At 48.0% G+C, this 21,988-nt stretch carries 18 protein-coding genes; 3 read left to right on the top strand and 15 right to left on the bottom strand.

Annotation, left to right across the window (positions count from 1 at the left end):
• Positions 1 to 23: 23 nt before the first annotated feature.
• The 4 genes from C3B52_RS11100 to C3B52_RS11085 all read right to left on the bottom strand — a co-directional run bounded on the left by C3B52_RS11100 (position 24) and on the right by C3B52_RS11085 (position 5,145).
• Positions 24 to 914, bottom strand: a complete 891-nt coding sequence (locus tag C3B52_RS11100; RefSeq protein WP_103106140.1) for a nitrilase-related carbon-nitrogen hydrolase — start codon at positions 912 to 914, stop codon at positions 24 to 26.
• Positions 915 to 950: 36 nt separating this feature from the next.
• Positions 951 to 2,336, bottom strand: coding sequence for a dihydropyrimidinase (gene hydA, locus C3B52_RS11095; RefSeq protein WP_103106139.1), 1,386 nt, complete (start codon positions 2,334 to 2,336; stop codon positions 951 to 953).
• Positions 2,337 to 2,433: 97 nt separating this feature from the next.
• Positions 2,434 to 3,711, bottom strand: a complete 1,278-nt coding sequence (gene preA / locus C3B52_RS11090; RefSeq protein ID WP_103106138.1) for an NAD-dependent dihydropyrimidine dehydrogenase subunit PreA — start codon at positions 3,709 to 3,711, stop codon at positions 2,434 to 2,436.
• A gap of 87 nt (positions 3,712 to 3,798) precedes the next feature.
• Entirely contained in the window at positions 3,799 to 5,145 is a 1,347-nt protein-coding gene (locus tag C3B52_RS11085) for an NAD(P)-dependent oxidoreductase (RefSeq protein WP_103106137.1), read from the bottom strand.
• 188 nt (positions 5,146 to 5,333) lie between these two features.
• Here C3B52_RS11085 and C3B52_RS11080 point away from each other — a divergent pair, with 188 nt between their 5' ends.
• Positions 5,334 to 5,846, top strand: a complete 513-nt coding sequence (locus C3B52_RS11080) for a hypothetical protein (protein WP_103106136.1) — start codon at positions 5,334 to 5,336, stop codon at positions 5,844 to 5,846.
• Positions 5,847 to 5,855: 9 nt separating this feature from the next.
• Positions 5,856 to 6,293: a hypothetical protein gene (locus C3B52_RS11075; protein WP_103106135.1), complete on the top strand. Its 438-nt coding sequence runs from the start codon at positions 5,856 to 5,858 to the stop codon at positions 6,291 to 6,293.
• Between the two features lie 21 nt (positions 6,294 to 6,314).
• On the opposite strand, the gene C3B52_RS36405 is transcribed toward C3B52_RS11075, so the two are convergent.
• The 6 genes from C3B52_RS36405 to C3B52_RS11050 form a co-directional block, all read right to left on the bottom strand.
• Entirely contained in the window at positions 6,315 to 6,488 is a 174-nt protein-coding gene (locus C3B52_RS36405) for a hypothetical protein (RefSeq protein WP_164684746.1), read from the bottom strand.
• A gap of 25 nt (positions 6,489 to 6,513) precedes the next feature.
• Complete coding sequence (locus tag C3B52_RS11070) at positions 6,514 to 7,770, bottom strand: hypothetical protein (RefSeq protein WP_103106134.1); 1,257 nt, start codon at positions 7,768 to 7,770, stop codon at positions 6,514 to 6,516.
• Between the two features lie 253 nt (positions 7,771 to 8,023).
• Entirely contained in the window at positions 8,024 to 9,340 is a 1,317-nt protein-coding gene (locus C3B52_RS11065) for a hypothetical protein (protein ID WP_103106133.1), read from the bottom strand.
• Positions 9,341 to 9,517: 177 nt separating this feature from the next.
• Positions 9,518 to 10,099 carry a TIGR00730 family Rossman fold protein gene (locus C3B52_RS11060; RefSeq protein ID WP_103106132.1) on the bottom strand — a complete coding sequence of 194 codons (582 nt, stop codon included), beginning with the start codon at positions 10,097 to 10,099 and terminating at the stop codon, positions 9,518 to 9,520.
• Between the two features lie 241 nt (positions 10,100 to 10,340).
• Positions 10,341 to 11,705 carry an aspartate aminotransferase family protein gene (locus C3B52_RS11055; protein ID WP_103106131.1) on the bottom strand — a complete coding sequence of 455 codons (1,365 nt, stop codon included), beginning with the start codon at positions 11,703 to 11,705 and terminating at the stop codon, positions 10,341 to 10,343.
• 13 nt (positions 11,706 to 11,718) lie between these two features.
• Complete coding sequence (locus C3B52_RS11050) at positions 11,719 to 13,227, bottom strand: CoA-acylating methylmalonate-semialdehyde dehydrogenase (protein WP_103106130.1); 1,509 nt, start codon at positions 13,225 to 13,227, stop codon at positions 11,719 to 11,721.
• 173 nt (positions 13,228 to 13,400) lie between these two features.
• Between C3B52_RS11050 and C3B52_RS11045 the strand changes: the two genes are divergently transcribed.
• Positions 13,401 to 15,053, top strand: coding sequence for a PucR family transcriptional regulator (locus C3B52_RS11045; protein ID WP_103106129.1), 1,653 nt, complete (start codon positions 13,401 to 13,403; stop codon positions 15,051 to 15,053).
• A 46-nt stretch (positions 15,054 to 15,099) separates the two neighbouring features.
• Here C3B52_RS11045 and C3B52_RS11040 read toward each other — a convergent pair whose 3' ends face one another.
• The 5 genes from C3B52_RS11040 to C3B52_RS11020 form a co-directional block, all read right to left on the bottom strand.
• Complete coding sequence (locus tag C3B52_RS11040; RefSeq protein WP_235615668.1) at positions 15,100 to 17,322, bottom strand: S8 family serine peptidase; 2,223 nt, start codon at positions 17,320 to 17,322, stop codon at positions 15,100 to 15,102.
• Positions 17,323 to 17,427: 105 nt separating this feature from the next.
• On the bottom strand, positions 17,428 to 19,806 hold the full coding sequence (locus C3B52_RS11035; RefSeq protein WP_103106127.1) for an AAA family ATPase: 2,379 nt from the start codon (positions 19,804 to 19,806) through the stop codon (positions 17,428 to 17,430).
• A gap of 91 nt (positions 19,807 to 19,897) precedes the next feature.
• Positions 19,898 to 21,070 (bottom strand): MFS transporter, encoded by a 1,173-nt coding sequence (locus C3B52_RS11030; protein WP_103106126.1) that lies wholly within the window; start codon positions 21,068 to 21,070, stop codon positions 19,898 to 19,900.
• A 79-nt stretch (positions 21,071 to 21,149) separates the two neighbouring features.
• A complete protein-coding gene (locus C3B52_RS11025; protein WP_235615667.1) occupies positions 21,150 to 21,602 on the bottom strand; it encodes a MarR family transcriptional regulator in 453 nt (150 codons plus the stop codon).
• Between the two features lie 152 nt (positions 21,603 to 21,754).
• Entirely contained in the window at positions 21,755 to 21,958 is a 204-nt protein-coding gene (locus C3B52_RS11020) for a hypothetical protein (RefSeq protein WP_235615666.1), read from the bottom strand.
• Between the last annotated feature and the right edge of the window lie 30 nt (positions 21,959 to 21,988).

The following is a 21,988-nucleotide window of genomic DNA, read 5'->3' as shown; positions in this document are numbered from 1 at the left end:
CTAGCACCTCCCTCTCCCTTTTCTTACGGCAATAGCTTTACCATGTCATCGTAAGTCTCTGGTCGACGATCGCGATAAAACTGCCACGTGTCTCTCACTTCGTGGATGCGGTCTCGATCCATTTCCGCAATAATGACCTCATCCTGATCTCTACTGCCTACCGCCACAAATTGTCCTCGGGGGTCTACGAGATACGACTGTCCGTAAAATTCTCCCATGTTCCAAGGTGCCTCGAATCCTACCCGATTGATGGCTGCAACATAATAGCCATTGGCCACGGCATGTGCCGGCTGCTCAAGCTTCCACAAATATTCCGATAACCCGGCTACCGTCGCCGAAGGGTTAAACACGATTTCCGCACCACCTAGGCCGAGCAAGCGTGCTCCTTCTGGGAAATGACGATCGTAGCAGATATAAACGCCTACCTTTGCAAAGGCCGTATCAAATACTGGGTAGCCCAGGTTTCCAGGCTTGAAGTAATACTTCTCCCAAAAACCGCATCCGTTATTGCCAACCCCGACATGCGGGATATGCTGCTTGCGGTACTTCCCTAAATACGTCCCATCTGCATCGATGACAGCCGCAGTATTGTAGTAAGTCCCAATTCCTACACGTTCGTAGACAGGCAAAATCAAAACTGTCCCTAATTCGCGAGCGAGTGCAGAAAAAAGCTGTACAGTTGGACCGTTAGGCACTTCTTCAGCGGATTCATACCATTTTGTATTTTGTTCGGAGCAGAAGTACGGTCCGTAAAAGATTTCTTGCAGGCATATGATCTGGGCGCCCTTAGCTGCTGCTTCTCGAACCATCCTGACATGCTTCTCGATCGCTTTCTCTTTGTGGAGATGAACCGGTTCGTCTCCATTCACATCGTTTTTCGCTTGGATTAATCCGATACTGACCTTGCTTCCCATTTCCGCTCCCCCCTCTTTTTCTTGTCACTCTCACTTCTATGGCTTGGCAAATGTAGATCGTTTGACATACCGTCCAGCACCCGCCTGCCCTACAAATTGCTTATTGCGGATGACAAAAGCGCCACGAGACAGCACCGATACCACCTCGCCATACACTTCCTTGCCTTCGAACGGGTTGTAATCTACGTTCATATGGTGCGTCTCCACCGATATCGTGCGCTGGACTGTCGGATCAAACAATACGATATCCGCATCAGAGCCTACTGCAATCGTTCCTTTTTGCGGGAACATCCCAAACAGTTTGGCTACTTTCGTCGATGTAATATCCACAAATTGATTGAGACTGATTTTGCCCTTTCGCACCCCTTCTGAGAAAAGGAGCGTCATCCGATCTTCAATAATCGGCCCGCCATTCGGTATTTTCGTAAAATCCCCTCGTCCCAATTCCTTTTGTCCAGAGAAATTGAATGGGCAGTGATCAGACCCAACGGTTTGCAGAATACCATTTTTCAACGCGCTCCATAGCACATCCTGATTCCACTTTTCCCGCAGCGGTGGCGACCACACGTATTTGGCACCTTCAAAATCCGGCTTTTCTAAATCGGTAATATCCAGAACAAGATACTGTGGGCATGTTTCCCCGTAAATGTTCCAGCCTTTTTCACGTGCTTCGGCAATACGTCTCACCGCATCCGCACACGACACATGAACCACATACAGCTGAGCATCTGCCAAGGCAGTCAAGGCAATCGCCCGACCAGTTGCTTCACCCTCCGCTTCTGGAGGACGTGTATGTGCGTGATAAACGGGGTCAGTGTTTCCTTCTGCCAGCGCTTCTTTCGTTAAATAATCAATGACGTCACCATTTTCAGCGTGAACCTGAACCAGTGCCCCTAGCTCTTTGGCGCGAATGAGTGTTTTAAATAGGGTTTCGTCATCTGCCATCAAAACGTTTTTATATGCCATGAACACCTTCAACGAAGTGATTCCTTCGGAGACAATAACGGATTGCAGCTCTTCGAGAACCTGATCGTTTGCATCTGAAATCATCAGATGAAACCCGTAGTCCACGACAGCTTTTCCACGAGCCTTTTCATGCCAGGTCGAGATCGCCGAATGCAGCGACTCCCCTTTATTCGTTAGGCAGAAGTCAACGACACTCGTCGTACCGCCAAATGCCGCAGCCTTCGTCCCTGTAAAAAAGTTGTCTGAGGTGACGGTCCCACCGAACGGCATATCAAGATGAGTATGCGGATCAATTCCACCAGGGAGGAGGTAGCAGCCTGTTGCGTCAATCACCTCTGCACCTACCGTATCCAGGTTAGAGCCAATCGCGACTACCTTCTCCCCTTCAATCAGAATGTCCGCCTGATACGCCTCGGACGCAGTCACAATGGTGCCATTACGAATCCATTTTTTCATGCCTGCTACCTCCCCTTCCATCGATAGAACAGGCACGTAAAAGACGTGCCCTTCCCTAGTACACGCTATGCACGTTGCGCCTAAAAGATTCCCTTCTTTATGTCTCGCAGGTTCCCCCAGCAGCCAGTGCAGCCTGTCTTTGGTTCCAGCTCAGCGGCTGTAAATCATTCGGGATTTCTACCATATCAATCGTCCCTTCTACAGGACAAACAATAGAGCAGAGATTGCAGCCTACACAGTCTTCTTCTCTCACAACTAGACGTTCTTTACCTGTAGCAGCATCACTTACGATATCAATACATTGATGGGAGGTGTCTTCACATGCGATATGGCATTTGTTGCAATTAATACAGGTTTCCTCGTTAATTCTTGCGACTACCTTGTAATTCAGATTGAGATGTCCCCAATCGGAATAGGTCGGTACTGCTTTCCCGACGATATCCATGACGGAAGCGATTCCTCTTGCATCCAGATAGTTGGAAAGTCCATCAATCATGTCCTCCACGATCCGAAACCCGTGGTGCATCGCTGCTGTACATACTTGTACGCCTGACGCACCCATGAGTAAAAACTCCACTGTATCCCGCCAATTGGATATACCACCAATACCGGAAATAGGGATGCCGATCTGTGGATCACGAGCGCACTCGGCTACCATGTTCAAGGCAATCGGTTTAACCGCGGGTCCACAGTAACCACCGTGAGCACCTTTTCCATCCACGTGCGGGATCGGCAGCCACTTGTCTAAATCCACTCCCATCAAGCTGTTGATCGTATTAATCATACTGATCGCATCAGCGCCGCCCTGCCTAGCTGCGCGTGCCGTAAAACGAATATCGGTAATGTTAGGCGTGAGCTTGACGATCACAGGGGTTTGCGCCACTTCTTTTACCCATTCCACCTGCTGACGGATGAGATCAGGATGCTGTCCTACTGCTGAACCCATTCCGCGTTCTGCCATCCCGTGCGGACAGCCAAAATTAAGCTCTAGGCCATCTACACCGATTGCCTCTACTTTTTTTACAATTTCGTGCCAGGCTTCTTGCTTGTGCTCGACCATCAGGGAAGCAATCAGTGTATGCTTGGGGAAGCGCTTTTTGGTTTCGTCCATTTCTTTGAGATTGACTTCTAGTGGTTTATCCGTAATCAGCTCGATATTGTTAAATCCGAAAACGCGCTGACCGCCATAGGTTAATCCTGCAAAACGCGACGTGACATTGATAATCGGCTCGCCCAGGGTTTTCCATACAGCTCCACCCCAGCCTGCCTCAAATGCACGCTGTACCTGATAACCGGAATTGGTTGGAGGCGCAGAAGCTAGCCAAAAAGGATTGGGGGATTTAATACCCGCCAGATTTATACTAAGATCAGCCATGATAGGACTCCTCCATCTTTGTAGCGATTGTTTTATCGCCGTACTCTCTGGTGCAGGCGTCTACGCCAGAGGCTTCCCTCTCTACTTTTAAACCGGCTGCTTCTGATCACTGAGTGCACGATGAATAGCGTGCGCCGCTCGTTTTCCATGGTTTGCTGCATCGACCACCATCGCATCTGTCTTACCGCCCCCAAAAATGACATCGCCCGCAGCAAATACTTTGGCATGGCTAGTGCGATACGTACCATCCTCTACCAGCACGACTCCATTTTTATGGGAAATCCCAAAGGAATCGATCATAGCCTGATGGCGGGTTTGACCGATTGCCTTGACCACGAAATCGACATCAATGACAAACTCGCTGCCTGGTATCGCTACCGGACGCTTTCGTCCTTTTTCATCTGGCTCTCCTAGTTCCATGCGCACCAATTCGAGTCCCGTAACCTGACCGTTCTCACCGATAATACGAGTTGGAGCGACTAACCAGCGGAATTCTACCCCATCCTGCTTGGCAAACTCGTATTCAAACTGATAACAGGACATTTCATGCTCAGTACGTCGATATAAAATCTGGACATTGTCTGCCCCCATTCGCTTCGAACAGGTCGCCGCATCGATTGCCGTATTTCCTGCCCCGATGACAACTACTTTTTTACCGATCATCTCATCTGTCAGAGGCTTCGTCTTTGTATCCTCGACTAAGGTAATGGCATCGAGAACGCCGCTGAGATCTTCGCCCGCAATATGCAAATTCGGCACATTCCCCATTCCGGCTGCAAGTAAAACGGAATCGTATCCGTCTAGCAGCTCCTCTGGCTGTACATCTACGCCAATACGTGTATTGGTTCGAATCTCGACACCCAATGCTTCGATTTGCTCGACTTCCCAAAGTGAAATCTCCTGCGGAAGTCTAAAGGATACGATACCGTACGTATTGAGCCCCCCCGCTTTTTCCTTCGCTTCAAAAATAGTGACTTGATAACCCAGTCGCGCCAGCTCCCGAGCGGCTGACAAGCCCGCTGGCCCCGCTCCAATAATTGCTACACGCTTTCCGTTGTCGTCCCCTTTTTGGAAAAGAGCAGCCTTGTTCTTGATCGCCCAATCGGTTGCATGACGCTGGAGCAGTCCGATCATAATCGGTTTGGAAGCATGATTCAGTACACAGGCGCCCTCACACAGCTCTTCCGTCGGACAGACACGTGCGCAGCTTGCCCCTACAGGGTTGGAATCCATAATGGTACGGGCCGAACCAAACAGATTTCCTGTCGCAATCTTCTGAATAAAAGAAGGAATGTCAATGGAAGTCGGGCACGCCTTGATACAGGGCGCATCATAGCAATACAGGCACCGATTTGCTTCATCGATGGCTTCCTTTGGCTTTAAGGCGGGTACAACTTCCGTAAAATTTTTCTGTAATTCTTTGGAGATGCCCATCTCTTAACACCCTCCTTACCTGATCTAAAAACTAGCTTGCTATTAATCAATGTGGCGTTTTGTCATTTTATGATTGTTTCATTTCCATTTTCGCTACTGACTGGACGAAATCATTACTTCTGTCATGGAATGATTGATTTCACTGACGAATAAGCTGGAGGAAAGCAGGTATAGGGGAAGGAGAGCGTATGAGGGATTACGAAAAAGAAATAGAGCGGCTAAAAAACCAAGTGATGGAAGCAAAAGCGCAGCTTGCCCAGCTAGAAGCTGAACAGCATGCGTATCGTAGCCAATGCGAGCGGCGAACAGCGTATCTCTCATCGCGAGAAATACTGGAGCTTTTAGAAGCACGCAATGGAAGAGCCGGCAGTATGGCCACGATAAAACGCTGGGCGGATCAAGGCCATCTAGGTGAGGTCGTCGACGAGCGAGATACTTTTCCGCTTCTCGAAAACAAACAGGGCAACAAGCGATTCCTGTACCCTCGTGAAATCGTCTTTCGCTTTCTATATGAGAAAGGACTTCTGTTGCCGCTATTTGACGTGCTCGATCGCGTAATGATTCGGCTAGAAGAAAGGAATACCTGGGGCTTGGTAACTGCAATCGAACGCCATGACGAGCACTTCACCTACCAGATTCAGCTGGAAGATACTGGAGAAATCCTCTCCTCGATTGCCGAAGAAGACTTGGCACGCCCCTAAGGAGGCCATATGGAACTCGCAACGATTACCTTGGAGAATACGGTGCACAATCAGGAGATATCGCGTCAGATTCGGGACTTTCACAAAAAAAAAGGCCAGCCCCTCACTATTCGTTTTAGCGAAGAACTGACCCATATTATTTTGGAGGCACCTTGCTTGTATCTTCCACACGCGGACCCCCTCGATCAAATAGCTGTCATCGAGGGCCATCTGCGCAAATGCCCCCACCATTGTGAAGTGCATCCACGCAGTAAGGGGAAGACCGTCAATCTGCATCTGGATTCAGAGCTAGTGGCAGAGCTGGAGCAAATTCGTTCTCTTGTCAGCAGCAAAACACAGCAGGAGGTCATTCGCGAAATGTTTATCAGAGGAATGCGGTCCTATCTGGCTGAAAAAGATGAGGAAAAGGAAAATGTCTCTCCGTTATCCAAGCAGACAGACAGATAATAGCACGATCCTTGTCTTACTTTACGGTCCAACGGGCGTTTTTGGCTTGCGTAACCGATTGTTTTCCTTGCGCGTCCAAAGGTATTCAAAGAAGGTGACTATTAATTCTCCGGAACTCGCAAGCACTCGCATGGTAAGTGAAGCACCTTTTTTGATTGCACTTCCGAGTCCCTCCAACGCTTCCAAGAACTCCATTCAAAACGCCTCCTAGGAATGCAAGTTATTTAGAAAACTTGATTTGATTCCCGCTAATTTGATAGGTAAGCTTGTATGGTTTCTGCTTCTCAGAGGACATGTCAAACCAGATCGTTTTGCTTTTTACATCTACTCTCACGGCGTTGACGTCATAAAAATCAGTCAAGCCCTCAGGTATCTTTTTCGGGGAAAGGATTACGATATGCTCGTTCGTTGCCTTATTAAAAACGCCGCTGCCTTCCATCGTGGTGTACAAAACCCAGTTATTATCCAGCCAAGTGACCTCATCAACAAAGTACCCGGGATACAACTGGGAGAGCGGTGTGTAGTCAGCTCGGTAAAAACGAATATTCGCCGAACTGTACAACCCGTCTGAATCAATCAAGGCAATCGTTTGTTTGTCAGGAGAAGAAATTCCCTGATCTTTGGCTGTCTGGATCATGACTTTTTCCCAAAACAATCGGTTCTGTTCTTCCAATAATAGGGAGTCCTCTTTGGAAAAGACGACGTTTTTCGCATTTTTGATGGCAGATAGCTGTTGTTTGGCTGAGAAATTATTGTAAATGGTCAAGGTCGCATCGGCCTCTAATCCATCATATGCGATACCAAGCGATGGATACTCCCATGCGAATGTTCCGATTCCGTGCAAATGATGGGTAAAATCGGGTGCCCCCCATACACCAAAAATCGAGAAGGTATTCGCAGTCGAAGGAGACGAGAGCTTTTCCCCGTACGCTTGCAAATTTTTTGCCATTTCAATCAGCGCAGCCGTATCACTTGTTTGGTCCCGGCGATAGATAGAGATCCCTTTGATTTTTTCCTGTGTGAACGTAACAAACAAGTAATACCCATCATATTGATAGCCTACCAGCTCATTTGATTGATCTACGAACTGAGGACTCCCGAGCAGCTTCGTGACGTCTTTCTTGGATGTCTTGGTCGTCAGTCCTTTGACAATTTCCCCATGGTAGGTGGCGTTTACTAGAATACCGTAGGCTTTGTTGTTCTCGTCCCACCTGATTTTGATTCCTGCTGCATACGCCTCGTAATCATCAAAGCTGGAGAGCGAATTTCCAAGCAGCTTTGAGAGGTTGTCTTTTTTCCAGTTGTTTGTCAAAAAGGTTTCAACTAAAAGTCCTTGAGAAAGAACCTGTGCAGTCTGCGCTGCGGCTCCAGGTATGGAAAGCTGTGTAGCTGGTGTGGTCGTTGTCAAACTTTCTGCAGAAGCCTCTGTAGCGAAACAGAAGCAGGTAAGCAGAAGGATCAGGTGCTTCTTCGACACTGTTTTCCCTCCCATGCTTAATGCCAATCATGATTGGCTGTCATAGCAATTACTGACTTATACCTAAATTATACCAGAATTCTCTATTAAAACCGACACGCATTTTCAACGATTTTCCAAAATCCCCTACCTTTAGTATCCTCCCCGAGCTCGTGAATAAAAAAGCACCCCGACTCCCATCCATGTATCCCTCAAAGGAATTCCATAGAATAGGTAGTAGAGGCGCAGAGTTTAACTAGGTATCAACGATTCATTACTTATACTCACCGATCAGGTAGTTATAGAATGGTTGATCCACCCAAAACTTGTATGATTCGACTTCCACTTTACTATCGAGCTTTTTGAAGCCTTCGATCACTTTTGCAGATTGATCATTCAATGAAAAGGACTGTACAACAAAACGTCCTTGCTTCAGTACGTTGTTCGTAATGACAGGATAATCGGCAAGCTCTGTCCGGGAATGATAGAGCGGTTGCCACCAGGAGCCTTTTAGGAGACCAGTCATATCCTCATCATCTTTTTTCGCATATTGCAAAACAAGAGGCTGGAAACGTTTTTTCTCTTCAACAGTCGCAAACTCAAAGCTGAGATCGTATTCTTTTGCATAAGCGATGAAGTTGCCGTTGTCGATTTGAACAACCTGATAATCATCTGTTTGGAGAGGCTCGCCCCACTCTTTCAAGTAAATGAATGCAGATGTTTTTGGTTCAAACTGCACTTTGGCGTCGATACCCTCGCTCTTTAATAGACCAATCAGCTGGATCGCATGAACAATGTCACTATGACCATAGGTAATGGTACGCTCTGGGTCAAAATGCGGATCAAACGTAGCGTCTTTCAAATTGTAGCCGGTGATCAAATTTTGCTTTAAGCCTTTATCTACGAGGTCTTGCAAAGCTCCAGCCTTGATAAGCTGGGATTCATTCCATGCTTGTGCCAGTTTTCCGTAAATGCTGTCTTCAGAGATCGTACCCAGATAGTTCTTATACTTTCCGTGGAATTCTGCCACCTTGCCGAGCAGCTGGATAGCCAAATCTGCTGTAACCTCTCCATCAGCTTTCACATTCGCTAACGTCGCAGGGTTCACCAGTCCCGTATCAATAGCAGCAGCTAGCTCCTGTGCTGCTTGAAGCGTCAACACTCCGTCTTTTTTATACGTCAGACCAGCCTTTTTCAGGGAGGTAGCTACCTTCTCTTCTTTATACGTATAAGCCAGCTCTTTTAACTCAGCGGCTTTGACAGCTGCACTGATCGCTTCCCAAGCTACGAGCTTGGTTGTGCCTGCTTTGGCTTCTGGCAAGAAAGATTTGGCTGCGGCTTCTTTCTCCGCTATACTAGCAGTAGATGCACCAACCTTTGCCAATGCCTTCGCGAATTCATCACGGGTCACTGTTTTGGCAAACGTAATGCCGTACTGTTGTTTTACATAGCTATTCCATTCAGCTTGTGCCGTTGCCGGAGATAGTACAGCCACTGGTTGGCCAGCTGCTCCTGCCACTGCCGGGAATACGAGCGCTGTTAGCAAAGTCGCCGATACGGCAAGCTGAACCCATTTTGTTGACTTATTCATCCTTGGTTCCCCCTCTTATGTATGAAGCTATGCAATATTAATATTATTCCTATTTATTTACTAGGGAATATTGCTATACAATAGCACTTACTTATAGTTGGTGTCAAGGATTCAAACAAAATCATAAAAAGAATAAGCAGTTCTCTGGAATCCAGAATGAACTGCTTTCTTTTTTGCTTACTTGTCCAGCTCGGACCATTTATTGACTTTAACAGGTGGTGTGTACTCACGCATACGATCCAATAGCACCACAGGATCGCTTTCGCAAATGATCAATTCTCCTTGCATGTTCGGGATAAACCCTGCTAGAGTGGCATGATTCACCATCTCCATGAGTGGTGTGTAGTAGCCTGCGACATTCAACAGACCAATCGGTTTGCTATGGATGCCGATCTGCCCCCAGCTTATCACTTCAAATATTTCTTCAAATGTGCCATATCCACCTGGCAGCGCAATGAAACCGTCCGATAAATCGTTCATCATGGCTTTTCGCTCATGCATCGTGTTCACTTCATGTAAATCTGTCAGTCCTGTATGGACAATCTCCCCACGGAACAAACCGGTTGGCATTACGCCGATCGCTTTTCCTCTACCTGCTAATACCGAATTGGCTACTCGTCCCATCAATCCCATGTTGGACCCACCATACACCAAATCAAGGTCACGTGCGACGAGCTCACGTCCCAGCTCTTGTGCCACCTGCTCAAAGGCTGGATTCACACCTGGATTTGATCCTGCAAATACACAGATACGTTTCATGTTATCCTCCCAAGATTCGATGAAGTCGAATGGCTTTTTCACAATTGCCATGCTTTGCATATGGTCCTATTATACAAAAATCCAAAAGCGGCAGAAACTCTTGATTCTTCCTGGTTCTATTTGTAGAAAGTCATTTCCAAACGTGAAAAGCCGCTACCTCGCTGGATTTTACTCCTGAATCGAGTCGGTAGCGGCTGCAAATATTATTTTTTTGTAACTTTCTTATCGGAATCGTTTGTTTCTACTCCAATGTATCAAATGCTTCTTTCATGACATGGGCGATAAAGTCAATGTCATCACTTGTCGTTGTAAATGGCGGCGAAAGAGTGAGGACGTTGTTGAAGCTAGGGATGGTATCACCGTTGCGTCCAATGATCAAGCCACGCTTTTTGCACTCGGCAATCACTTGAGTCAATTTTGCAGGAGCAGCAGGTTCTTTAGTCTTACGGTCTTCTACCATTTCAATTCCCATCAAAAATCCAAAGCTGCGGATGTCGCCCACATAAGGATGATCTGCTAAAAATGCGAGCTTGGCACGCAGCTCTTCTCCCAGCTGCTCGGAGCGCTCAACCAGCTGCTCCTCTTCCATGAGCTCCAGATTTTTTAGAGCCAGCGCACAGGCTGCCGGATTGCCTCCGAATGTGTTCACATGGCGGAAGTGGAGATTGTTACCCTGTTCATTAAATTTGTCTGCAATATCGGCACGCACAGCTGTAGCAGACAGCGGCAAATACGCACTAGTAATTCCTTTTGCCATTGTTACGATATCTGGTTTGACGCCAAAATTTTGATGCCCGAATTTTTTGCCGGAGCGTCCGAAGCCGCAAATGACTTCGTCTACGATCATCAACACGCCATATTTGTCGCAAATCTCTCTTACCTTTGGCATATATTCCGGTGCCGGAACAATCACGCCGCCACCTGTAATCGTAGGCTCCATGATGACTGCAGCCACTGTCTTTTCGCCTTCCCAGTTGATTACTTGATCAAAGAATTGTGCGCACTCCATACTGCATTTTCCATAGGACTTCCCTACTGGACAGCGATAGCAATACGGTGGTGGTACATGCAGGAAGCCTGGCGCTAGCGGCTCGTATTTTTCTTTCCGGATGGATTGACCCGTAGCAGCGAGAGCGCCCATCGTATTCCCGTGGTACGCACGATGCCTGGAGATGAATTTGTAGCGTCCTGGCTCTCCGTTCTGATGGTGGTATTGGCGCGCAATTTTAAAAGCAACCTCATTGGCTTCAGAGCCGCTATTCGAAAAGAAGACGCGATACTCTTCGCCCAGCCATTCACTGACCTTTTCCGACAGCTTAATTGCAGGCACGTGGCTTTGTGTCAGTGGGAAATACGCCAATTGCTTGAGCTGCTCGTACGCAGCGTCTGCCAGCTCCTGCCTCCCGTAGCCGATGTTTACACACCACAGACCTGACATGCCATCGAGATACCGATTACCATCAATGTCGGTAATCCAGGAGCCACTGGCTTCTGTAACAATCATCGGGTTTGGATTGTAAGGCGACATGTGATGCCACATATGAGACCTGTCAGTGTCTAGCAAGCTTTCCTTGTCATAAGATTGTGTCAGTTGATCTTGTTCCATCCTGAGCTCCCCCTTATTTTACAAAGATTCGTTGCGAGCCAATGCTTGTATCTCCGTCATCAAACCATCTGGATGTAACTGTCTTTTTCTTAGTGAAGAAGAGCACGCCGTCTTTTCCGTTGGCATGCAAGTCACCATAGAACGATTCCTTCCAGCCAGAGAAGGCGAAGAAGCCCATTGGTGCTGGCACTCCCACATTCACTCCAACCATGCCCGCTTCTACCCGCTGTACAAACTCTCTGCCCCATTTTCCGTTGTTGGTATAGATAACCGCACCATTGCCGAAGCGAGATTGGCTGATCGTATCCAGGCCGTCCTCAAAATCCTTGACACGCATCACACTTAAAACAGGAGCGAAGATCTCATCACGTACAATCACCATTTCTGCATCAGCCTTGTCAAAAATAGTTGGGCCGAGGAAGTAACCATTTGGCTTGTCTTTAGCATCTTCACGACCATCCCGAACAAGAGCTGCTCCTGCTGCTACTCCTTTTTCGATGTAATCATGTACCTTGGACAGATGGGATTCGCGGATGACAGGTCCCAAATCGATCCCTTCCTCCAGTCCGTTCCCCATCGCGAGTGCACTGGACTCCTCGATCAAATACTGCACGAGCTCATCGGCAATTTCATCAACTGCGACTACCGCACTTGCTGCCATGCACCGCTCGCCTGCGCAGCCAAAAGCAGAGCTGGTGATCGTCTTGGCCGCACGTCTCAAATCAGCATCTGGCATGACCAGGTGATGATTTTTCGCTCCAGCCAAAGCTTGCACACGTTTTCCGTTCGCCGCGGCAGTCTTGTACACATACTCGGCAACCGGCTGCGAGCCTACAAACGATATCGCTTTTACGTCCCGGTGTTCTAACAGACCATTGACGACATCGTGCGCACCATTCACGACATTGAATACTCCGTCAGGCAAGCCGGCTTCTTTTAACAGTTCCGCAATACGGATAGAGGAAAGTGGCGTGCGCTCCGATGGCTTCAGGACAAAGGTATTTCCTGCAGCAATCGCAATTGGGAACATCCACATAGGCACCATCGCCGGGAAGTTAAACGGCGTAATCCCTGCAACGACTCCAAGCGGGAAGCGAATCGTTTGACTGTCGATGCTGCCTGCGATGTTGGGTAGGTTTTCGCCCATCAAAAGCGTAGGCATCCCACATGCAAACTCAACCATTTCGATACTGCGCAGCATCTCCGCTTGAGCCTCAGGAAGGTTTTTTCCGTTTTCCAATGTAATCATGTGTGCCAGCTCATCCTGGTGCTTCAAAAGCAAGCTTTGGAAACGGAACATGATACGGGCACGATCTACAACCGGTGTAGCACTCCACCCGACAAACGCTGCTTTTGCCGCCTGAACAGCTAGCTCCACATCTTCTTTTGTGGACAGAGGTACTCGCGACAACAGCTCACCTGTAGCAGGATTCGGAACATCCTCATACCGGTTCGTTTGCGATTCTACCCATTGTCCACCAATATAGTTTTTCAATGGATTTCCAACAGTTGCTGTGTTCATCCTTTCAACTCCTCACGATCAATTGATTGACAATTCTATTTTATCCAAAAACAAAGCCTGTCATCACTAGACAAAGCGCTAAACATTCGGTAGGATTCATCATACAGAGTGTCAATTGTTATACGAGTTCGCCATATTCATTTCATCACTCATAGCAAGAAAGGAGGAACCTGATGAGCAGCGACTGGCGTTTAACGATCTCCGAAGCAATCAAGCGCCCTTTGTTCCAGCATTCCGAGGTCGTCGCTGGACATCGTGGATTATCACGCCCCGTCCGCTGGGTGCATGTGCTCGAATCTGCGGATACAGGACAATTCTTAAATGGAGGAGAGCTGATCCTCTCTACCGGACTCGGATTTGGTGAGGCACGTGAGAAGCGGCTCGCTTATTTGTCGGAGCTCATACGCAGGAAGGCAGCAGGGCTTTGCTTGGAGCTGGGCACTTATTTTTCCGGGATTCCGGACGATATGCTTGATATGGCCAATCACCACGAATTCCCCTTGATCGTTTTTCATCAGACTGTTCGCTTTGTTGATATTACACAAGACCTGCATGAGCATCTGATCAATCGCCAGATGCAGGCACTGCGTGACCTTGAGGCATATTCTCGCAGCCTTCAGCAACTAAGCTTGCAAGCACAGGGCATCCCAAAGCTTTTGCAGCATTTTCAGGCGGCCGTCCAAACACAAGTATTTATTTATACCCCGGGTTCGGCTCCCCAGTTTGTCCCTACTCCACCTCATTCCGTACAGACAGAGCTGGCAGAGCTGATGCGCACACATTTTCCCGCAGACGCCGCAACAAGCGCCGATGCTCTTTTTTTGGACCTGACCGATACAAAACGGATTTTTTATCAGCCCGTTATTGCGATGGGGCATTTGCTCGCTTATGTCGGAATGGTTTTGTATGAGCGAAATGTGGACGAGTATTTGCAGCTCACACTCGATAATACAGTCAGTGCCATGGCGCAGATTTTGATGCGCAAAATGTTCGTAGAAGAGCAAGCACGCGCCACCGAGCAGCGCTTGTTCGACGATTTGATTGCCAATCGGCCCATGCCGGAGGAGCAAATCCGCTCTCTGCTCGGCCTGTCAGGAACCTCCAAGGTGCCTACCTACCACACCATGCTGATGTCTTTTGAGCAAAAACAGTCCAACTATTCCGATTCCTTGCCACCTCATGATTTGACAGCCGTTTTTCGTTCGCTTTTGACTAGACTGGGCTTTCGGACCTTCATTCGGTGCATCGGCAATCGCTTTTATTTTTTGCTGCTTGAAAAAAGCTCTGTACCCGATACCCGCAGACTCCTGGAAAAAGCAATGAAGGAAATTACCCGAATCACTACTTCCATCATGGGAGTTGAAACGCAGGTTTCTTTTGGAGTCGGAAGGGTCGGCAAACGACTGTCTGAAGCAGGCAAGCATCTGGCGGAGGCGGAGCAGGCACTGGCTTTCCATCATGAATCGCCGAGCCCGTTTTTTTCTGATCTCGGACTATTTCGCCTCCTTTTTCATGTGCCATATGAGCCTGTACTAAAAAGCTTTATCCACGATTACCTGGGCCCGCTCATCTCCCATGACGAGGAGCATGGCTCGCAGCTCGTGCACACCTTGCGCGTTTATTTGAACACCAACCTCTCCAAGCAAGAGGCAGCAGAAAAGCTATTTATTCACCGCCAGACACTGTATCATCGACTGGAGAAAATCTCTGAGTGTCTTGGGGAGGATTATGCGACGCCAAACCGTCGACTGTGCATCGAGATTGCTTTGCGCGCACTGGATTGGTTGAATAAAGAAAGCACACTTATGGGGAGCAATAGCAAATAAGGGCAATCCTTGGCACTATGCTGTGCAAAGGCTTTGCCCTCTTTTTTTATTTTCCCGGATAGGAAAGACGGAGCCGATATTGTGCTTCCTCACCTTCATCCAGTCGTACGCGAATCTGATAAGAGCCTGCTTTTGCAAGCTTTAGCGATACCGTTTCAGGATTGTCCGTTCTTTTTGCCGAGGCGATTACTTTTTTCCGATGATCATAGACGTACAGGTCGATGTCTGCTTCCCCTTCCCATTCCACGGATGCTTTTAGCTTTCCAGGCTTGGACACACGGATAAAATAGTCCACAAATTTCTGTTTTTTGCTAAGCTGCCCTTTGATTACGTCTTTATCAGAGCCATCTTCTTCGGGAACATCATTTTCGACTGGCACCCATTTTCCGGTTGTAGCCAAAGCAAATGCTTGTGGACCTTTTGGAATATTGTACCCCTCCACCGTGACGTGATAGATTCCTGACTCGGGCTTACCGATCCAAACCTGCTCGACGTTGTTCAGATTGTCCACCTCATCGTCATAGGGCGCTTCAAAAAAGTCATTCCCATTGCGCTTCTCCCCGTCCGGGGTTATTACCTGCAGATTCAGATCATTTACCAAAGCTCGATTTGCCACGAGTGACGCTGGGTAATCGGTCCAGGCCATAGTAATTACGAACGGCTTCGTTGTATCAGTGACTTTTACGGCATAGGTCCGCATTTCTTTTGTTCGTAGTCCCTTCTTTTCGTCCATATAGTCCGTTTCGATAGCCTGAAGCAAATTGACTCGTCCGAAGCCCTGGAGCCTCATGTCCTCCCCCAAATCATCTGCGCCTGTAAGCAGCATGGACTTGAGCAGGGCGCTGCTCGGGTTTTTGTGTCCCTGCTCGTTTAAAAACTGTCGGATTTGTGCGATCCCTGCCGCAGCGACAGGCGTTGCCATGCTTGTCCCACTCATGTACGCATAATACTCATCATAGCGACGATCATAGTTTTTGTTTGGTGCTAGAGATGAGCGTGCGGAAAGAATGGCGGTGCCAGGAGCAACGATCTCCGGTTTCAATCTTCCATCCGCCGTCAAACCACTGCTGCTGTAGTGCCAGATGTGATCGGGCTCGTCTGACCAATCTCCCAAATCAGGTCGGTCACTCTCTGTTGCTCCTACAGCAATTGCATTTTTGGCAGTCGCGGGGCTTCCCACTGTTTGAAAGCCACCATATCCTGTATTTCCAGCCGCAATGAGCGCAGTCATATCAGGATGCTCCCATAAAAAACGGTCAAATAAAAAAGAGGTCAGACTATACTCCCCTTCGTCATCAGCCCCCCATGAGTCCGAATGAATACGTGCGCCATCCTTGTATGACTGGGACAAAAAAGTTTCTACATCAATAAGTAGGGCCCCATATCGATCCTGCATGGAATGAAACACTAATTGGGCATCTGGTGCCAGCCCTTTATATGCGCCACCTGAAGCGTCTCCAGTCCCCACTAGTGTCCCTGCTATATGCGTCCCATGTCCGTGACGATCACTCGCATCCCCTCTTCTTCCCCTTGCGTACAAGCTTTTGATTTGGCCTTGAAAATCAGGATGGATATTCGTTTCCTCTCCGGTATCTAGCCCTGTATCTGCGACTCCAATAATTTGTCCTTTGCCACTATACCCTGTTGATAAAAGCGCATCAGAACTCGTCAGTGCTGCTGCTATATCATTATGCAGCTTGTTTTCTGGCACAGGGATTACCGCGATCACATCCTCTGACAAAATCACCTCTTCTAAGCTCTGCGCATTCATCGTAGCAATCGTGATGTGGCTAGCGTCCTCCATGGTCTGGATCGCTTCAATCTCCTCTTTGGGAACCAAATCGGCAACTGTACGCTGCATATTCACTTGCTGATCAAAGCCGATGACAGCTATATCCACGTTTCGATTTTTCCCCAGGGCTGAGCGCAAAGTAGGAGCTACCTTTGTCACTGGCTGAAACGAAACTACGCCCTCCACGTAAGCCAGCTGTTCGATTTGCTTCCTTATTTTTTGATCAGTGAGCTTGGCGATGAATGCATAGTCCGGAATATAATCCCCAAGCAATGCCCCGCATTCCTCCACTTCTTCGATCCAATTATCCTGAATTGGCCCTGTAAACTGGATAATCACTAGCTCTGACCTACTTTTGATTGAGGAATCCAAGTCAATCGCAAGCTCTTTTTTTGCCTCTATCCGAATCGATCCCGTACGCTCGCCAGTATGCTTGGCAGAAGAAGAAAGGGAGAAATCCAAAAGAATAGTTAACATAATAAATATTATGGTTACAGTTTTGATCCCATTTCTAAGCAATACAAAAACACCCTTTCTCCCAAGGCATGATGCTACCATTTTAGGAGAAAGGGTGGGACATAATTAAATTTCGCCAACGTCTAGCAGTGTTGAAAAGTCTTCCCAGATAAGCTCGCTCAACCTTTCTTGGCTCCATTCGTCTTTAGGGAGGGTCATGAGCCGTAGCGCCTGATTTTGAATCGCTTCTTGCAACAGATTGTTACTGAAACGGCCGTTCCCATCTACCCTGTGCTTGCTCGTTATCTCCAATAGCTTTTCCCGTATTTGATCTACAGTCGAATCGGCGAGAGAATAGCCGGAGGAATACGCTGCCTGCCGCAGCATCAATACCAATTCATCCACGGAGTAGTCTGGAAAGTGGACGTATTTTTTAAAACGGGATAGTAGTCCTGGATTGCTTGCCAACAGCTGATTCATTTCGGTTGGATAACCGGCCAAGACGATGACGAGATTCTCTTCGTGCCGCGTCATTTCCTCTACAAGCGTATGGATCGCTTCTTGGCCGAAATCATTCTCACCCCCGCCTAATAACGCATACGCTTCGTCAATAAAAAGTACTCCGCCTAGCGCTTCTCTCACTTTTCTGCGCGTAAGAGCCGCGGTCTGACCGACGTAGCCCGCCACCAAATCTGCTCGGCTTGCTGTTACGAGATGTCCTCTCTTCAAGTATCCGATTTCTTTCAAAATCTGCGCATACAGCTGAGCTACCGTTGTCTTTCCCGTACCCGGGTTGCCTGTGAAGACAGCGTGCAGCTCAATCGGGCTCGTTGGCATTCCACGAATGCTGCGCTCCTTGGCGACAGCAACGAATGCAGCAATTTTTCGCAGCTCTGCCTTGACCTCTGCAAGTCCGATCAAGCTATGCAGCTGATCCAATGCAGATTGGCTATTCTTGCTTGTCTGTTCTTCCGTTACGTCTTCTGGAAGCAGAAGCGTAAAATCCTCCCATTGCAGCTCTTTACCAGCCGTTGCTCGTCCTTTGGCAAAAATCGAATCGAGGACAAGATTGGTAACAGTTCTCGCATTGCCGAACGTATTATCGACCTGTGCCTTTTCAATGCGTTGTCTTAGTGCTTTTTTCGCGGCATCTGTTAATGCGAAGTCATTCCGGGTTGCCACCTCGTCAGCGATTTGGATGAGCTCGTCTGTCGTATAATTCGGTAAAAGAAAATGTCCTGTTTGCGGAAAACGGCTGTAAAGGCCCGGATTGGCAAATAAAAAATGACGCATTTCCTCTGGATAGCCCGCCAGCATCACGACAAAGCGGCCCGCGTATTCCCCGCTTGTCATAGCTGCAACGAGCGTATCGATAGCAACTTGCCCGTAATCGCTCCCCGAGCTGTCGGGTCGCTTCAGGCTATACGCTTCATCGATAAACAACACGCCTCCGTCTGCCTGCTTGACTGCATCCATCACTCTCTGCTCCGTCTGACCGACATAGGCTCCGACTAGATGAGATCGATCAACCTCAACCAATTGTCCCGTGGAAAGCAAGCCTAATTCGTGATACAAGCCGGCGATGTAACGAGCTAATGTGGTTTTTCCTGTACCAGGGTTGCCCATCAAAACCAAATGCAATGGCAGCTGGTCTTGCATGTGCCAGCCTTTTTCTTCTCGTAATTGTCGGTACTGCAAAAATTGCGCAAGCTGCCTTACACGGTGCTTAATTTCTTCCAACCCTATTAGTTGCTCCAGTTTTTCTAATGCACCAAGCTCACCGGCAATCGCCTCATCCGTCTGGTTGGTCACTTTTTCCGACAAAAGCTGTTCTTGACGTGATTGCAGTTCTGTTAGCGCTCGGATGGTCTCCTGCAGCTGTGACAGCATTTCTATCGAGAAAAATACACCTGACAGTGAAGCAGAGTATGCTTCTACACGCTCCAGCAACTCGTGCAGCAGCTGCTCACGCTTCGTATAGAGCTGTTCCAAATCGTTTGCTTTCGTCGTCCATTCCACCTGAGACAGCGTCTGTGCAATATCGCTCGCGTCTTTGGCTAGAAGACGCCAGTTTGCCACTGCCTTGAGCTCGTCCGTAGCCATGTCAAGCAATACTTCTGCTTTCCGTCTGCGCGTAACTACGTTGTCCGTCTCTCGAATCGCTGGGTACGCCTCTCTTCGTATTGATTCCCGCAGCTTCGTAAAATAGAGCTGTATTTGTATGTTCAAAGCCTGATCGTCATTTGGGGCAAGCTGCAAGGCGCGTTTGATCCATTCAGTAGCCAGATTCTCCCCGCCCTTTTTCATCAGGCGAAGTGCAGCCAGCTTGGTTAAAACGACTGCTTCCGCACGATCCAAAGCCAGATCTGGATTGATTTTTCGCCGCTCTTCGATTTGCTGGAGCATGGTGAGACATGCCCCTTCCGTTATCTTTTGCCCGCCTGACGGATTGCTTTTCCAGTCTGCGATCACTTCAAGTACATCCCGTTCATGCTGTTGATGCATCTGCGCATGCTCCTCCCGCTCCGTTCGTTCAATCCAGTTGTAGCATATTTAGCGGAACATGAAAAGCAAAAGAGCACGCTTTTACGCGGAATCATTGGCAAGCAGCCTGCAAAGTTCTGACCTTTTTACCTGCAAACAATACCGCTCCGGCAATCGCAACACCCGCCACACCAAATTCAAGCCATGTTCCTCCCCATCCAAACAAAGCCGCTCCTATGACGGGACCAGCAGCCATTCCCCCATAGCGAATGAAGTTGTACACCCCGATGGCTGTCCCTCTCTCTTTTTCAAAAGCCTCAGATAACAGCGTCGTGTGCACAGGCATACCAATTCCAAGCGTATAGCTGAAGCACGCACTGGATAACACGAGTAGTACTAGTGAAGTATCTGCCAAGGCCATAAACAAGAAAGTCGCTACGGCATGGGAGCTGGCAGTCAAAAGTAAGGCTCTGCGTGTACCCACTCGCTTTTGCACTTTTCCTGAAGCCTTGCTGCTAATAATGAATGTGGCGGAAACAAGCAAAAAGACAAGACCGATTTGTTCTGCACTCAGTTGGTAGTGATCTGTTAATCGAACCGGCAAATACAATAAAAAAGCGTAATACGTAAACATCTGCGTAAAGCCTAGCAGGATGACAGAAGCCCCAATTGGTTGCTTCAAGACATGGCCAAACAAGCGGAAACTAAAACCGTTAGAAGTAGACTGCTCTTTTTTTGTTTCGGGCAACCATGTCGTGTTGGCTATTAGTAAAAACAAGGCGCTTATTGCCAGAAACAGAAAAACAGCAGAATGACCACCTGCTCCCCCGATCCATCCTCCGAGGAGTGGACCGATCGCAGGGCCAATACCGAGCAGCATTTGGTACGTACCCATTGCTTCAGCACGTTTCGGTCCAGAAAAGAGATCACCGATGACGGTAGCTGCCACAAGCGGGATGGCTGCAAATCCAATCCCCTGCACGGCCCGGAAAAACAAAAGTGAATAGATCGAATCAACCATATAGCATCCGAACGAGGCCAGCGTATACAGCACAAGAGCAGGTATCAACACTTTTTTTCGTCCCCACAGGTCAATAAAAGGTCCATACACAATTTGCATGACAGCGAGCATAACCGTGAAAATAGAGACTGTCCAGTTGATGAGGTAGCTACTAGTGTGGAATTCTTCTTGCATAACTGGCAAAATCGGCATAAACAAATTTTGGGCAAAAGTGCCCAGGAGAATGGTGACTCCTAGCAGGAATAGTACTTTTTTTGCACTCATGTACGGTTTCTCTCTCCCTTGCTGTTACTTTTTGTGTCCAAGGAAACAATTAGTGTAAAAAAATGGGCAATGCCCTCTCTTACACATCCGCCCAATTTTTATCCATTTCAATCGTTGCCGCAACCATCACTTCTTCCAAAAAAGCCAGCTCTTTTTCACTGTAGCGCTCCAAAAATTTGAACATGTGCTGTTCTAATCGGTAATGGTAGTGCTCATGAAAGTGATGGACAGTTTCTCCCCCTTTGGTCAGCCGGAAAAAGACCTCTTTTTGATTGTCCTCGAGCTGATAACGCTCGATCAATTCCTTTTTGATCAGTCTTGCTGTTATTTTGGAAATGGCACTCTTCGTTACACCGATCTGATGAGCAATCGATGTTACATTCATGGCGTCGTGATTCCCAATGGCTTGGATGACATGCAGCTCCGTGATCGACATATCCCCTGCATGGTCATAGTCAGGCAGGCTCTTTTTGATTTGGGCAAGCAGGATTGCCTCACGGTGCTTGCTTCGCTCCTCCTGCTTATGTAGCATGGTCACCCATTGGTTCCAAACTTTATTTTTGAGGTCCAAATCTTATCTCACCCCTTTTGTGTCCACGGAAACAATAATACATTAGCACATGATAGCAAATGTGTAAACAAAAGAAAGCGCAGCCCCATTTTGATCAGGCTGCGTTTCTTATCTCAAACATTTAGGTTACCCATCTCAATATCAGCAGAAAAATGGGCGATCGCAGCATCAAAGACTTCGCTCTCAGACTCAGCAGAAATCTTGAACATCGTCACCACTTTATTGCCGCTCCGTACTTGTACATTATATTGCGAGTCACCATCGTACGTAGTGGCAAAATTGTATTCCCTACCGTTCACATTCATGTTTCGTTCCACAGTGGTCACACCTCCCACTGTAGTGTGACC

The organism is Brevibacillus reuszeri (assembly GCF_002897295.1).
Taxonomy (GTDB): domain Bacteria; phylum Bacillota; class Bacilli; order Brevibacillales; family Brevibacillaceae; genus Brevibacillus; species Brevibacillus reuszeri_A.
Note: the sequence above shows the minus strand (reverse complement) of the source record. Positions and strands in the feature narration are given on the sequence as shown.